Raw genomic sequence first — 14,047 nt, forward strand, 5'->3', positions numbered from 1 at the left:
AATGTCAGCAGGTGAAGTAAATAACAAAATTGCTGAAACTTCTTCTAACGGAGAAGCTTTAACCGTCACCATCATTGGTGTTGGATTGATAGGCGGCTCAATGGCATTGATTTTAAAAGAAAAGGGTTTTGCCAAACATATCATTGGCGTAGAGGCTAACAAAGAAAATGCACAAAAAGCATTGGAATTAAAGATTGTAGATGAAATATTACCTCTGTACCAGGCGGTTATGAAAGCCAACATCATTGTATTGGCAGTGCCGGTAAGTGTGTGCGAACAATTGTTGCCGCAAATATTAGATAATATAGATAGCCAGGTAGTCATTGATACCGGCTCTACCAAAAAAGGTATTACTGATGCAGTAAAAAATCATCCTAAGCGCGGGCGCTTTGTAGCTACGCACCCAATGTGGGGTACCGAATACAGCGGTCCGCAGGCAGCAACGCGCGATGCCTTTGCCAGGAAAGCGACAGTGGTTTGTAATGTAGCACAAAGCGATACAAATGCTGTGCAAATGGCGGAAGATTTATACAAAACATTGGGCATGTACATCGTGCACATGGATGCTGAAGACCACGATGTGCATGTGGCGTATGTAAGTCATATTTCGCACATTACTTCGTTTGCATTGGCTAATACAGTTCTGGAAAAAGAAAAAGAAGAAGATGCCATTTTTGAACTGGCGAGTGCCGGTTTTGAAAGCACGGTGCGCCTTGCCAAAAGCAATCCCGCTATGTGGGTACCCATTTTTATGCAAAACCGGGAGAATGTATTGGATGTATTGAACGAGCACATTTCGCAGTTACGCAAGTTTAAAGCATGTTTGGAAAAGGAGAATACAGATTATCTGAAGGAGTTGATTGAAAATGCAAATAAGATTAGAAAAATAATTAAATAGGATTATAGCACACGCCTGCCTGTCGACAGATGGGGAATACACGGGCTGAATCGCGGATAATCAGGATTAATAAAAATTCGTGCAATCTGTCTAATTGATTTAATAACTCGTATATAACAATTGCAAAATCCTTTTAAATCCGTGTTTAATCTGATCATCCTTGTGCAAAAAATATGTCATCCGTGTGCTATAAACTACCTTTGCAGAAATTTTAAAACAGATTAATGACAACATTTGAAGAATTGGGATTGGCAGAGCCGCTGGTAAGGGTTACCAGCGAAATGGGCTTTGAAAATCCTACCCAAATACAGGAAAAAGCCATTCCGGTATTATTGAGCGGTACAAAAGATTTAATTGGATTAGCCCAAACCGGCACCGGCAAAACGGCCGCCTTCAGTCTGCCTTTACTGCAATTGATAGATGAGGAAAAAAAGTATCCGCAGGCATTAGTGGTGTGCCCCACGCGCGAGCTGTGCATGCAAATTGTAAGCGAAATAGAGCAATTTAAAAAACATATACGTGGTATTCACGTGGTAGCAGTGTATGGCGGTGCTTCCATTGGTATGCAAATAAGAGATTTGAAGCGCGGCGTGCAAATCGTGGTGGCAACACCCGGTCGCCTGATAGATTTAATTGAACGCAAAGCTATCAACCTCGATCAGATTGAATATGTAGTGCTGGATGAAGCCGATGAAATGCTGAATATGGGCTTTCAGGATGATATAGAATTTATTTTGCAAAACACACCCAAGCGCGAAAGCACCTGGCTGTTTAGTGCTACCATGCCGCCCGAAATACGCAAAGTGAGCAAGCGCTACATGACCGAGCCCTTTGAAATCACGATTGGTAAAGCGAATACCGGCAACAAAAACATTGACCATCAGTATTATGTAACGGCAGCGCATCAACGCTACGAAACGTTAAAGCGTTTGATAGACTTTAATCCCGGCATTTATGGTATCATCTTTACCCGCACCAAAGCAGATGCACAGGAAATAGCAGAAAAATTAACCAGAGAAGGATATGATATAGATGCCTTGCATGGCGATTTAACGCAGGCACAGCGTGACAAAGTAATGGGGCAGTTCAGGGATAAAAGTTTACAACTCTTAATTGCTACGGATGTAGCTGCACGTGGTATTGATGTAAAAGACATTACGCACGTAATTAATTACGAACTGCCCGATGACGTAGAAGTCTATACGCACCGTAGTGGTCGTACAGGTCGTGCCGGCGCAGTAGGCATTAGTATGAGTATTGTGCACAGCCGCGAAATAGGCAAACTGCGTCAGATTGAACGCATGGTGCAGGTACCTTTTCACCGGTTAGAGATTCCGGGCGGTAAAGATGTGTGCCGTAAGCAGTTTTTCTATTTTATGGATAGATTGCTGCAAGCCGACATCAGTCATGGCGATTATGAAACCTACGTGCCGATGCTGGAAGAAAAATTTGCCGACATCACCAAGGAAGAAGTATTGAAGCGCGTAGCAGCATTGGAGTTTGACCGGTTTTTGAAATATTATGAAAATGCCGGCGACCTCAATGTGCGTGAAGACCGCCGCAACCGCGAGGCTGGTGCACGTGATCAAAGCCGTGGCAGAAATGACGACAGAAATTTTCGCGATACAAAAGGCAGAACTTTTAATAAAGATGGCGATTATGCGCGTTTGTTTGTGAACCTCGGCACAAAAGACGGTTTTTACAAAGCCAGCTTTTTACAATTCATTCTCGATATGAGCGACTTGCGCAAAGATGCACTGGGCAGGGTAGATATGAAAGAAATGAATAGCTGGATTGAAGTGGACCGTAGTGCCGCATCACAAATGATCCGTGCACTGGATGGTAAAAATTTCAAAGGCAGAAGAATAAGGATGAACGATGCAAATAGCAGGTAGCCAAAGATCAATCCACAAATACAGTTAACATATACACGTGCTGTAGTGAATTAAGAAATAGAATTATTCATGCTCACGATAATGTTAATGATGTGCTCATTTGGAAAATTGCAACGAAAGATATTCCAGTTTTAGAAATAGATGTAAACAGGATATTGGAAAATGAAATAGATGAATAAAGTTGTTTTAACAACTTTATTCATCAGCCAAAAATAAAAAATTAGTAAACGTTATTTGTTGAATGTACAAAATGAATAAAACCATTCAACATATACATTCAACAGCCAATATAAAAAAACGAACATGGAAGCGACACAAGCAGCACCCGCTAAACAATTGGTGCAGGAAAAATGGAACAAACGTCCATTGATTATTGCAGGTCCGTGCAGTGCAGAGACCGAAGAACAGGTAACCGAAACCGCCGTGCGCCTGCAAAAAACCGGTAAAGTAGATATGATGCGTGCCGGCATTTGGAAACCACGTACCCGCCCCGGCTCTTTTGAAGGCATTGGTACCAAAGGATTGCCATGGCTGCAAAAAGCAAAACAACTCACCGGCATTCCGGTGGCTGTAGAAGTAGCAACTGCAAAACAGGTGCAGGATGCACTGCATTTTGATGTAGATGTTTTGTGGATTGGTGCACGTACTACCGTTAACCCGTTCAGCGTACAGGAAGTGGCCGATGCCTTGCGTGGCGTAGATGTACCGGTATTAATCAAAAACCCTATTAATCCCGATCTTGAATTGTGGATTGGTGCTGTAGAACGGGTAGCAAAAGCCGGCATCAAACAAATTGGTTTAATCCACCGCGGTTTTTCTTCTTACGGCAATGCGCAATACCGCAATGCGCCTATGTGGCACCTCGCTATTGAAATGAAACGCCGCAATCCCGAACTGATGATGATCAACGACCCATCACATATTTGTGGCCGCCGCGATATTTTACTGGAAGTTGCCCAGGAAGCTATTGACCTGGACTATGATGGGCTGATAATAGAAAGTCACATAGACCCGGACAAAGCCTGGAGCGATGCAAAGCAGCAGGTAACACCGGAACGCCTTGCCGAAATGCTCGATAGCATTCGCTGGAGAAAAGAAGATGTGCCTTCTGCAGAATATCATGCAGCTATGGAAAAAATGCGCCAGCAAATCAATCACCTCGATGATGAACTAATGCAAATACTAAGCGAACGCATGAAAGTGGCTGAGAAAATTGGATTGTACAAAAAGCAAAACAACATCACTATTTTGCAAACCAACCGTTGGAACGAAATACTGGAAAGAGCCACCGCCAAAGGTGATAAATTGGGTTTAAGCAAAGAGTTCATCACCAAATATTTTGATGCGGTACACATGGAAAGCATTAGCCATCAGAATAAGGTAATGAATGAAGAATAGCAGGTTTGCATAGGTTGTTTTGAATGTTCGTGAGCTTCAGGCTGTGAGCAATGAATCACAAGCTCCGCGCATGATGGGTACTTATTTTATTTGACAATAATGGTTTAGGTCAAAAAGTTGTCATGGCATCATCTCAGCTTTCTCCCAAAAAATATATAGAAACAAGGGCGCGTACCTTGCCAATATATAAGTGCTTTGTAACTAAAGGCTGGAAAGAGGCTGGCGAAGCCGATGTGATTGTGATGCGTAGCCATGTAAATGGCAACGTTACAGCCGGTTTTTATTTGGTTGACCTGATGTGTCTTGGTGTAAAGGATACATTTTATTTCTTCAACGAGCCGGAAGCGGAAATATATAAGCGTCTTCCTACGGAAATAGATGAGATGTTTGATGAAGTGGAATATGCACTGGCGCACAACATTATTTATGCAGGGCACGATTTTGCGCTGGAATACGGCATAGATCCAGCTAAGGAATTTGCTGTAACCAGATTTATTTTGGAGGAAGATAACGACAACATTCCTATCATAGATATTCCTGTGGGCGACGAAGATGGCTTACCACATTTAATTGTTCATCATCCTGGAGAGCATAGCAATGCACTTGCCAGGCTGATAAAGAATGCCGGTGAAGGCAATTATCGTTACACTATCAGCGGACTTACCGACGATGATTTTGATGATAATGACGAGGAATATGAGGATGTGATAGATGATTATGATTTAGGAAGAATTACTCCTTTGATTGCAGCCGGATTAAGCCATAATGAGCTGTATGATTTTGATCAGGCAGAAGAACGGACCGGTATTGAAAAGGTAACACTGATAACAGAACAGGACTTGCGTGAACTGCGCAAAAAAAAACCAGATCGTTTTGATCCGGCTATTACGGATACAGAAGATTACGAACAGATAGATAACAGTGAATTTATAGCTGCCGGCATAACAGAGGAAGAGGAAGATACGTTTTTGCAAAAATTTGAGAATGACTTTTTAGTAGCAGAAGAGTTGCCGAACGGGGAACGAGAAGAATACACTCGTGATCTGCTGGATAGATACGCGGATAAATTACTTATCGCAACTGCGCTGTTTGAGATTGAATTCGGCTTAAATGGCAAACTGATCAGCCTTGCCAGGTCAAGGATAGAAGACTTGCAAATGTATCCATTGGCTAAGCTGGATCTGGCACTTGCCAATATTCTGGAACCTGCACCACAACCTGGCTTCGAAGATATTTATGAGCAAAAAGATATTCTAAAATGGTTTCCTCCAGCGGAGCTTCCCGGTGATAAAGACCTGGCTACTTTTTGGCTGATACAAGTAATGGTGCATCTTAAAAAGGATGATCTTCTGTCCGCCATCTATTATTATTATTTATACAGCGAAATTAACGTCACTAATTTTATGGTTGCTGCTGTACAGGTAGAGCTGTCGGAAGCAATTCGTAAAGAAATAAATAAAAAGTAAATACTCTGCAAAACTGCTCATGACTAAAAAAAAGATTGACTACACCAACGCTTCCACTACCTTTTATTTTGATGCTTCGTTGGAGTATGTAGAAAAAATTACATCAAAAGAAAGTACTATCGTTCTAACGGATGAAAACATTTTTGCTAAAAACAAAAAGCGTTTTAAAGGATGGAAAACAATTGTTATTAAAGCCGGCGAGCAGTATAAAAATCAGGCAACTGTTGATGATGTTATCGGGCAAATGATTAGCCTGGGCGCCGACCGGAAAACCATGTTAATTGGCGTAGGTGGTGGCGTGATTACCGATATGGCAGGCTATATTGCCGGCGTGTACATGCGCGGTATTCCGTTTGGTTTTGTGCCTACCTCTATACTTGCTATGGTAGATGCCTGTATTGGTGGTAAAAATGGGGTAGATGTAGGCGTGTATAAAAATATGGTGGGTTTAATTCGTCAGCCATCATTCTTATTGTACGATTATTCTCTATTGAAATCTTTACCAAAACAAGAATGGGTAAATGGCTTTGCCGAAATTATTAAACATGCGGCTATTAAAGATGCGGCTATGTTTAAGTTATTAGAGCAACACAAGCTTTCCGATTTTCAAAAAGATGCTATTTTACTCAACAAACTTATTCAACGCAATGCCATGCTTAAGAGCAAAGTAGTGCAGGAAGATGAGTTTGAAAAGGGAGAAAGAAAGCTGCTCAATTATGGTCATACTTTAGGTCACGCAATAGAAAACGACAATCAGTTGCCGCATGGTTTTGCAGTAACAATCGGAATGGTAGCAGCAGCACACATCAGTGAGCAATACACTGGCTTTAATGCAACAGAGAGATTAGTAAGTGTTATAAAAAAATATGGCTTGCCTACTTATCTGCAATTCAATATGGATAAAGCTTTGCAAAACATGATGGCAGACAAAAAACGCTTTAAAAATGAAGTGCATTATGTGTTGTTAGAAAAGATTGGCAAAGCCATTGTTCAGCCATTAACCATTGAAGCAGTAAAAGAAGCAATGCCCCAGCCCTGAAGAAGGAAAGGAAAAGAAAAGCTCTAACTTCAAAGGGGGAGATAAAGAACTGATAACCCAACAACAAAAAATATTCATTGTAAACAAAAAATGACTTCAAATAGCTATACACAACCGCAGCACCAAGACACATATTCAGGGAACGGGGGCTCCGTAACTATACAACCATCTTCTGTATCAGGCGAAATATGTGCACCCGCATCCAAGAGTTCTATGCAGCGTGCATGTGCAGCATCATTAGTGCGCAAAGGCGAAAGCATCATCCACAATCCGGGCATTAGCAACGATGATAAAGCAGCGTTGCGCGTAATACAGGCTTTGGGTGCAACCGTCAATCAACAAGATGGTGCTTTAAAAATTACCAGTAAAGGAATAAATCCCGTTTCCAATAAAGTAAACTGTGGCGAAAGTGGTCTGGGCATCCGCATGTTTGCACCACTGGTTGCTATGAGCCGGCAGCCAATGACTATAGTGGGAGAAGGTAGTTTGCTCACGAGGCCAATGGATTTTTTTGATGAAGTATTGCCGCAATTAGGCGTACAGATTGCCTCCAATAATGGTAAATTGCCTATTCAACTGCAAGGACCTTTGCAGCCAAAAGATATTACGATTGATGGCTCGTTAAGTTCTCAATTTTTAACGGGTTTATTAATGGCTTATGCTGCAGCAGATGCACAACATGCAACCATCAATGTTATTGATTTAAAAAGTAAACCGTATGTAGATTTGACTTTGAAGGTAATGAAGGATTTTCATTTAAATGTTCCAGAAAACAATAACTACGAATCATTTGAATTTAAAGCACAAACGGAAGCAAACACAAGCACTGTCAATTATACGGTAGAAGGTGACTGGAGTGGTGGTGCATTTTTATTGGTTGCTGGTGCCATTGCAGGCAACATTATAGTGAAAGGTTTGGATATTAATTCCACACAGGCAGACAAAGCTATTTTAGGAGCACTCGTGGAGTGTGGCTGTAAGCTTTCCATACAAGCAGATCAAATTGAAATTGGACCTGCTCCATTAAAAGCTTTTCAGTTTGATGCAACGGATTGCCCTGATTTGTTTCCGCCGTTAGTGGCATTGGCATCTTATTGCAATGGCAAAACAGTGATAGAAGGCGTGCACCGCTTAACGCATAAAGAAAGTAACCGCGCACTTACCTTGCAGGATGAGTTTGGTAAAATGGGTGTGCAGATTGACTTACAGGATAACATTATGGTTGTGCAGGGAGGCAATGGCGTAAAAGGTGCAACCGTTCATTCGCGTCACGACCACCGCATAGCCATGGCTTGTGCGGTAGCGGCTTTAAAAGCAACTGGTGGAACGACAATTGAAGAAGCCGGAGCAGTAAGCAAAAGCTATCCAAACTTTTATGAGCATATACAAAGCATAGGTGCGGTTTGTAGTGTTGTTGGGTAAAACAGTAAAATAAATTATAAATTATTACTCCCGTCAGGGATTGGAGGCTTCTCCTATGAATTCTTTCGGTCGCATATTTCGTGTACATATTTTTGGTGAGTCGCATGGCGAAAGTGCCGGCGTAAACATTGATGGCGTCCCAGCCGGCTTGCCTTTAGCTGTAGAAGATTTTTTAGAAGATATTGAGCGCCGCAAAGGTGGTACGCAAAAAGGCACTACACCGCGCCAGGAAAGCGATTTGCCTATTTTTAAAAGCGGCATTTTCAACAACAAAACCACTGGTGCACCCATCACTATTTTATTTGAAAACAATAATACCCGCAGTGGTGATTATACCAAACAAAGGGCAGTGCCGCGCCCCGGCCATGCGGATTTTGTAGCCAGTAAAAAGTTTGGTGGTTACGAAGATTACCGCGGTGGCGGGCATTTTAGCGGCAGACTTACCGTTTGCCTGGTGGCAGTAGGTGTGATTGCAAAAAAGTTGCTTGCTCAGATTCCCGTCTCAGCAGGTGAGGAGGAAATAGGGGTAAGGGCAACCATTCTGGAGATTGGTGGTGAAGCGGATTTGGAAAAAGGTTTACAAAAAGCTATTGATCAGAAAGATTCTATTGGTGGTATTGTAGAATGTCGGGTAAATGGGTTACCTATTGGCTTGGGCGAACCTTTTTTTGATAGTGCGGAATCATTATTGGCACACGCAGCTTTTGCTATTCCGGCAGTGCGCGGTGTGGAGTTTGGGACTGGTTTTGCGGCAGCTAAAATGTTTGGCGCACAACATAACGATGCGATTGAAGATAAAAGCGGAAAAACCAGAACCAATCACGCAGGCGGTATTGTGGGCGGTATTACGAATGGTAATGAATTAGTATATCGCATTGCTATAAAACCTACTTCTTCTACACCTAAAGAACAGCAAACCTTGAACTGGGAAACCGGCCAGGTAGAAAGTTTTTCGGTAAAAGGCAGACATGATTTGTGTATTGCTTTGCGTGTGCCAGTGGTGCTGGAAGCTGTTACTGCAATGGTACTTGCAGATTTGTTGTTGCTGGAGCAAAGAATACCAAGAATAATTAATGCGCATCAGTAAAATAAACAGCTACAATTTATCAATAAAGTTCAATGTACCCTGCAATACGCGGGGTATATTATTTATTGTTTCTTCCATTTTTTTATACACAGGTACCAAGGCTTCTTTATCCTTTACTATTCCATCCACCACATACCATTGCACCGGTTTGTCCAGCTTTTTAGCTTCCATTGCCGGACGGTTATTTTGCACAATAATACTTTCATCGCTGCCTATAAGCATTAAACGAAAACGCTCATGCTGTTTGGAGCAGTAAATCCGCTCGGCTGTAAATGTTGTCATTAAACCGTACACCTCTGCTTTGAAAGTAAATTTCACCGGCTAAAAATAAACAGGAAAATAATATAGCAGAAAGTAGTTTATAAAGCTGCTGATATCAATTGTTTAAAAGGTTTCGTATAATTTGTGGCTCTATTTTTTCTGTACAAAAAAGAAAAGATTATGCCTGAAGATAACAAAAAAGATACACCGCAAAAGGGAACAGATTTGCCAAAAGAAAACACAAGCGAGCAGGAGCAAACTATTCATGTGCATAACCCTTTTACAGGGAAAGATGTAGAAGTAACGCAGGAGCAACTGGACAACGTAGAAAAAGGGATAGAAGCACAAACGGAAAGAGATTAAAGCTGTTACAATACTTAACTTTTTGTCAGGGTTAAAAATTATTAAAGGTATTGCACTTTTTAATGTGCATAATGCTATTGCATTGTTCTATATTTAGCAGGTAAAAATTACAGGTTTAAGCATGTATTTCAACGCATGAGCACTTGCTGTCTTATTGCTTTTGGTTAGTGATAGCAATAACGCTGCAAACGCTGTACAGGCATTTATTCATCTACTAAACAACACCAATATGCAATTTGCAAAAAACATTTTATTTGTCATCTGCGCACTTATTTTTTCATGCTCCATTTTCGCACAAAAAGCCGATGAAGGCTGGATTTCGCTCTTTGATGGTAAAACTCTCAACGACTGGAAAGTGGGCGATAATGCAGAAACCTTTAGCGTACGCGATGGAATGATAGTAGTGCACGGCAAAACTGCACATTTATTCTACGATGGTCCGGTTGAAAATCACAATTTCAAGAACTTTGAGTTTAAAGCGCAGGTGATGACTATGCCCGGCGCTAACTCCGGAATTTATTTTCATACCAAATACCAGCAGGGCGGATGGCCGGCCAAGGGCTACGAAGTGCAGGTAAATAATTCGCACACCGATTGGCGTCGCACCGGAAGTTTATACTCGATAGTAGATGTAAAAGAACAATATGCAAAAGACAGCGTTTGGTTTACCGAAAAAATAACCGTGCAAGGTAAACATGTGGTGATACAGGTAAACGATAAAACAGTGGTGGACTATACCGAGCCGGATAATATAGAGCGCCCTCAGGGCATGAAAGAACGAGTAATTTCCAGCGGTACATTTGCCCTGCAGGGACACGATCCTAACAGTATTGTTTATTTTAAAGATATTATGGTAAAGCCATTGAAAGATTAGTATCTGTAGAACTGGTAATACAGTTCTTTTTATACCACTTTCTGTTAGGTTGGCGTATTCAGGCTGTGAGCAAGATACATACATAGTGTGCTGCTTAACTGAAGCGGACATACTACCATTTTCAATTAAACAGCATAGCATCTCCCGTTCAATGCTTGTAGCTTGAGGCTTACAGGCTTGTATTGATAACTTATTTGGAAATAATTATTTCATACAAATGCCTTATACGCTTAGTGGTTTTGGAAAGTAGCGTATAAGGCATTTTAAGTATGGTACATTGTGAAAAACACAATGCCGCTTGCCTTAACTAATAAGGCTGTCGTGCCTGAAGAGGTACGGTATTAAAAAAGCTGCAAGCCCGCCAATCACAGTTTGTGTGGCAATAACAATAATTCTGAAGTCCATGGGCACTTCGCCAACAATGGATTGCCGCAGCGTAAGTCCAAGATAAATAATGAGAATGGTGATAATTAAAACAGCAATGCGGTAGGTAGTAATGCCACGCCTGAGATAATGTACAAACAGATAAAAAACCACCCCGCAAGCTAATGATAATAGTAGGGTACCAAAAACAATGACTGTTAAATCGAAGCCCTGAAAGTCTTCGAAGCCGCTAAAGAAACGGTAGCTATATACAAAAATAATATTTAGGACAGTGGCTACAATGCCCGAAAATAATCCGCCTAATATACTACGCGATAAATCGCTTTGCGTATAATCGTAATTCATATATAAGATTTTAGTAAGCAACAATTAAGCGTTGCAGACTACCGGAGCGAAGCAGTATATCCAATCTCTGGAGCAAAAAACAGTGCAGCGGGGCAACAATCAGTTTACGTAACAAATCTGCACTCTAAAGATAAGGTAATTTTATTTTGATTTCGGGCTTAATTTTTTTAAATTTTTGCCTGCAGGGTTGGAGCAGTTTAGAAATCTGCCTTTTGCTGTTAGTGCTGTTTTTTACACTGCCATTGTTCTTTACCTATGCGGTAAACATATACATTGTGATATGCCCATGTAGTTTGTTTCTCTTTTACAAGCCCGTTTTTGGCAGCTACTCTTTGCGATTTGGTATTGTTGATATCAATAACGGAAATCACAGACGACGCGATGTTGTTTGTAAAAGCATAATCTATAAAGCACCTTGCCGCTTCGGGTGCATAGCCTTGTCCCCAGTACTTTTTAATAATATGATACCCTACTTCCACCTCCAATATCCCGTCAATCTCCTGTGTTATAAGCCCGCACTGACCAATGAACGCTTTTGTTTTCTTATGGATAAGCGCCTGTAACCCATACCTGTTTTCTTTATAGCGCAATAATTGTTTCTCAATCCAGTATGTTGACATGTTAAGGTTTGAATTAAAACCAAACGTGGAGAGAAATTCAATGGCTTCCTTGTCTTTAAAAAACGCTGCCCATAATGGTATGTCTTGCGGCGTTAAAAAGCGGGTAATTAATCTGTCCGTTTGTAATCCGTCGTGGTACGTATAAGATGCTTTCATAGCAGAATAGCTAAGAATAATGTTTGTTACTTAGCTTTTTCATTCGCTTCAAATATACCAAAGGAATGGTTATTTAAATTCATGTAATATCCCGGTTATCATCTGCCATTTTTCGGGGAATTAACACAGCGCACCGCGAAGGTGAAGAAAAAGGTGGTTCTTTAAAGTCGCCCTGGTAAAAGAATTCTTTTTTGCTGTAGCCATCTTTAATAAACATAGGGAATAAGCATTTTAGTGATTTTTGCATAGTGTTTAAAAGCTGCACCGTACTTGCTGCTAAGATATTCATCAAGCTTTGGAGCATTATAGAATGTGAAAAAACAAAAGAGAAATAGGGGAATGGAAACAGCATACCCATTGCTCGTTATTAATGCATAAGCAGTCACACACATCAGATCGCCAAAATAGTTTATATGTCTTGAATACTTAAAAAAGCCGCCTGTATAAAGCTGTCCTTTATGTTCGGGTTGTTGCTTCCATGTATCTCTTAAAACTTCGTTAGCTGTGTTTAAGAAACAACCTGCAATAAATAAAGCGATAAAAAATAATCAGGCATATCAATAGGATGATTAACAGGCAAGACGAATAGAGTATAACTTATAAAATACAGCGCAAAAGCAAAAGGAATGCTTATACTTTCTTCCCACGGAATTTTTCTTTTTAGCAGAAAGACCATCATGTAGGCAAGCCTCAAAAAAGTAATAATATTGAAAGAAAAAATAATAACCCGCCGCCCAATCCTTTGACAATATCAGGAATATATAAATGATTTTGACACCAATCTCCACCCTCCTGAAATAGTATCCGATAGCTTAACCAGCTACATACAATTTCTAACGCATGAATAATAATCTTTTGGGGAATGCTTTTGCTTTTTTGCCCGTACAGTTCCATTTTATAGCCCTTTTGGAGTTGCACACAACAGTTTAAATGTTTGCGATGGTATAACGATAGGGAAATTGCTAGCCGCAACAGATACTTACTCCAGAAGATAAAAAATAAATTACAGGGTAGTATTGTTAGCCACAGTTTTATTTTCTTCCTCCATTTTTTTAACAATAAAAAGCTCCCGCTTCGTAATTTTTAAGTCAAGTGCAAAACCGGAAATCAAGAGAAATATTCCTAACAATTCAATCAGATAAAAATCCTTATCTACCGTAAAAACAGTAAAGTTTGATTGATAGAAATTTTTCACTGCAAATGCTATCGGGAGAAGTATTAATGAGTAGCAGGAGGTATATAAAAAAACTAATAAGGCAAGTAATTGGTCAAGCCTGTTTTGTATGCCCATCATATCCTCCTTTTTGTCGCCTTCTCTCAAATATCTATATGTTGTGAGATTAAACATTACTTCCGAAAGCGGAACAGGTTTGATTTTATTTCTTATTACGACGGTTTTTTTAAATTCATTGGGTAAGTAAAAGTCTTTATTCCCGTTTATTCTTACCAGCCACCATAACGACACTCGGTAAAACAAATCGTCTAAAAAGGCTGCATGAATAGCGTAGATTAAGATGCCACAAATAGCCGCCACTAAAATTAAAGTCCAGTTTGCATTGTCTTTTGTAAAAGACCATATCGAAGTATCATGTCGCAAATATTCAAAGACAATGATAAATATAAAGCCAGAGGCTAAATATCTGATAAGTGCCTTAAAAAAATCAAGAAAGCTTTTTTCGCTATAGACTTCCATTGAATAATGCGTTTATTGCAGGCAATGTTTTTATTTTTTGCCCTTTGCGGTGTTAGCGCCGGCGCACCTCAAAGAACAGTATAAAGGTAATGCTGAAGCAGCATCTAATATATAATACAGAAAAGCAAATTACACTCTTTATTTAT

At 40.4% G+C, this 14,047-nt stretch carries 16 protein-coding genes; 10 read left to right on the top strand and 6 right to left on the bottom strand.

The window, feature by feature from the left end; genetic code table 11:
- Position 1 precedes the first annotated feature (1 nt).
- From FC093_RS21335 to aroC, 8 genes are all read left to right on the top strand, one after another.
- The gene (locus FC093_RS21335) at positions 2-898 is read left to right on the top strand and encodes a prephenate dehydrogenase (protein ID WP_137263848.1); all 897 of its coding nucleotides are present in this window, start codon (positions 2-4) and stop codon (positions 896-898) included.
- 224 nt (positions 899-1,122) lie between these two features.
- Positions 1,123-2,793 carry a DEAD/DEAH box helicase gene (locus tag FC093_RS21340; RefSeq protein WP_137263849.1) on the top strand — a complete coding sequence of 557 codons (1,671 nt, stop codon included), beginning with the start codon at positions 1,123-1,125 and terminating at the stop codon, positions 2,791-2,793.
- Between the two features lie 29 nt (positions 2,794-2,822).
- Positions 2,823-2,972, top strand: a complete 150-nt coding sequence (locus FC093_RS24720) for a HepT-like ribonuclease domain-containing protein (protein ID WP_137263879.1) — start codon at positions 2,823-2,825, stop codon at positions 2,970-2,972.
- Between the two features lie 124 nt (positions 2,973-3,096).
- Positions 3,097-4,191, top strand: coding sequence for a chorismate mutase (locus tag FC093_RS21350; protein ID WP_137263850.1), 1,095 nt, complete (start codon positions 3,097-3,099; stop codon positions 4,189-4,191).
- A 122-nt stretch (positions 4,192-4,313) separates the two neighbouring features.
- Positions 4,314-5,657 carry a hypothetical protein gene (locus tag FC093_RS21355; RefSeq protein ID WP_137263851.1) on the top strand — a complete coding sequence of 448 codons (1,344 nt, stop codon included), beginning with the start codon at positions 4,314-4,316 and terminating at the stop codon, positions 5,655-5,657.
- Between the two features lie 19 nt (positions 5,658-5,676).
- Positions 5,677-6,696, top strand: a complete 1,020-nt coding sequence (aroB, locus tag FC093_RS21360; RefSeq protein ID WP_137263852.1) for a 3-dehydroquinate synthase — start codon at positions 5,677-5,679, stop codon at positions 6,694-6,696.
- Positions 6,697-6,786: 90 nt separating this feature from the next.
- Positions 6,787-8,118, top strand: coding sequence for a 3-phosphoshikimate 1-carboxyvinyltransferase (gene aroA / locus FC093_RS21365; RefSeq protein WP_137263853.1), 1,332 nt, complete (start codon positions 6,787-6,789; stop codon positions 8,116-8,118).
- A gap of 55 nt (positions 8,119-8,173) precedes the next feature.
- The gene (aroC, locus tag FC093_RS21370) at positions 8,174-9,205 is read left to right on the top strand and encodes a chorismate synthase (protein WP_137263854.1); all 1,032 of its coding nucleotides are present in this window, start codon (positions 8,174-8,176) and stop codon (positions 9,203-9,205) included.
- 9 nt (positions 9,206-9,214) lie between these two features.
- On the opposite strand, the gene FC093_RS21375 is transcribed toward aroC, so the two are convergent.
- Positions 9,215-9,487 (bottom strand): hypothetical protein, encoded by a 273-nt coding sequence (locus tag FC093_RS21375; protein ID WP_137263855.1) that lies wholly within the window; start codon positions 9,485-9,487, stop codon positions 9,215-9,217.
- 159 nt (positions 9,488-9,646) lie between these two features.
- Between FC093_RS21375 and FC093_RS21380 the strand changes: the two genes are divergently transcribed.
- Both FC093_RS21380 and FC093_RS21385 read left to right on the top strand, forming a co-directional pair.
- Positions 9,647-9,829: a hypothetical protein gene (locus FC093_RS21380; protein WP_137263856.1), complete on the top strand. Its 183-nt coding sequence runs from the start codon at positions 9,647-9,649 to the stop codon at positions 9,827-9,829.
- A gap of 229 nt (positions 9,830-10,058) precedes the next feature.
- On the top strand, positions 10,059-10,703 hold the full coding sequence (locus FC093_RS21385) for a 3-keto-disaccharide hydrolase (protein ID WP_137263857.1): 645 nt from the start codon (positions 10,059-10,061) through the stop codon (positions 10,701-10,703).
- Positions 10,704-11,006: 303 nt separating this feature from the next.
- Here FC093_RS21385 and FC093_RS21390 read toward each other — a convergent pair whose 3' ends face one another.
- The 5 genes from FC093_RS21390 to FC093_RS21405 all read right to left on the bottom strand — a co-directional run bounded on the left by FC093_RS21390 (position 11,007) and on the right by FC093_RS21405 (position 13,901).
- Positions 11,007-11,432: a hypothetical protein gene (locus FC093_RS21390; RefSeq protein WP_137263858.1), complete on the bottom strand. Its 426-nt coding sequence runs from the start codon at positions 11,430-11,432 to the stop codon at positions 11,007-11,009.
- A gap of 218 nt (positions 11,433-11,650) precedes the next feature.
- A complete protein-coding gene (locus FC093_RS21395; RefSeq protein ID WP_137263859.1) occupies positions 11,651-12,208 on the bottom strand; it encodes a GNAT family N-acetyltransferase in 558 nt (185 codons plus the stop codon).
- Positions 12,209-12,287: 79 nt separating this feature from the next.
- Complete coding sequence (locus FC093_RS23880; RefSeq protein WP_170971179.1) at positions 12,288-12,455, bottom strand: hypothetical protein; 168 nt, start codon at positions 12,453-12,455, stop codon at positions 12,288-12,290.
- On the bottom strand, positions 12,415-12,747 hold the full coding sequence (locus FC093_RS24725; RefSeq protein ID WP_137263880.1) for a methyltransferase family protein: 333 nt from the start codon (positions 12,745-12,747) through the stop codon (positions 12,415-12,417). Before FC093_RS24725 ends, FC093_RS23880 begins: the two co-directional genes overlap by 41 nt.
- Positions 12,748-13,211: 464 nt before the next feature.
- The gene (locus FC093_RS21405) at positions 13,212-13,901 is read right to left on the bottom strand and encodes a hypothetical protein (protein ID WP_137263860.1); all 690 of its coding nucleotides are present in this window, start codon (positions 13,899-13,901) and stop codon (positions 13,212-13,214) included.
- Positions 13,902-14,047 lie beyond the last annotated feature (146 nt).

The organism is Ilyomonas limi (assembly GCF_005233845.1).
Classification (GTDB): Bacteria; Bacteroidota; Bacteroidia; order Chitinophagales; family Chitinophagaceae; genus Ilyomonas; species Ilyomonas limi.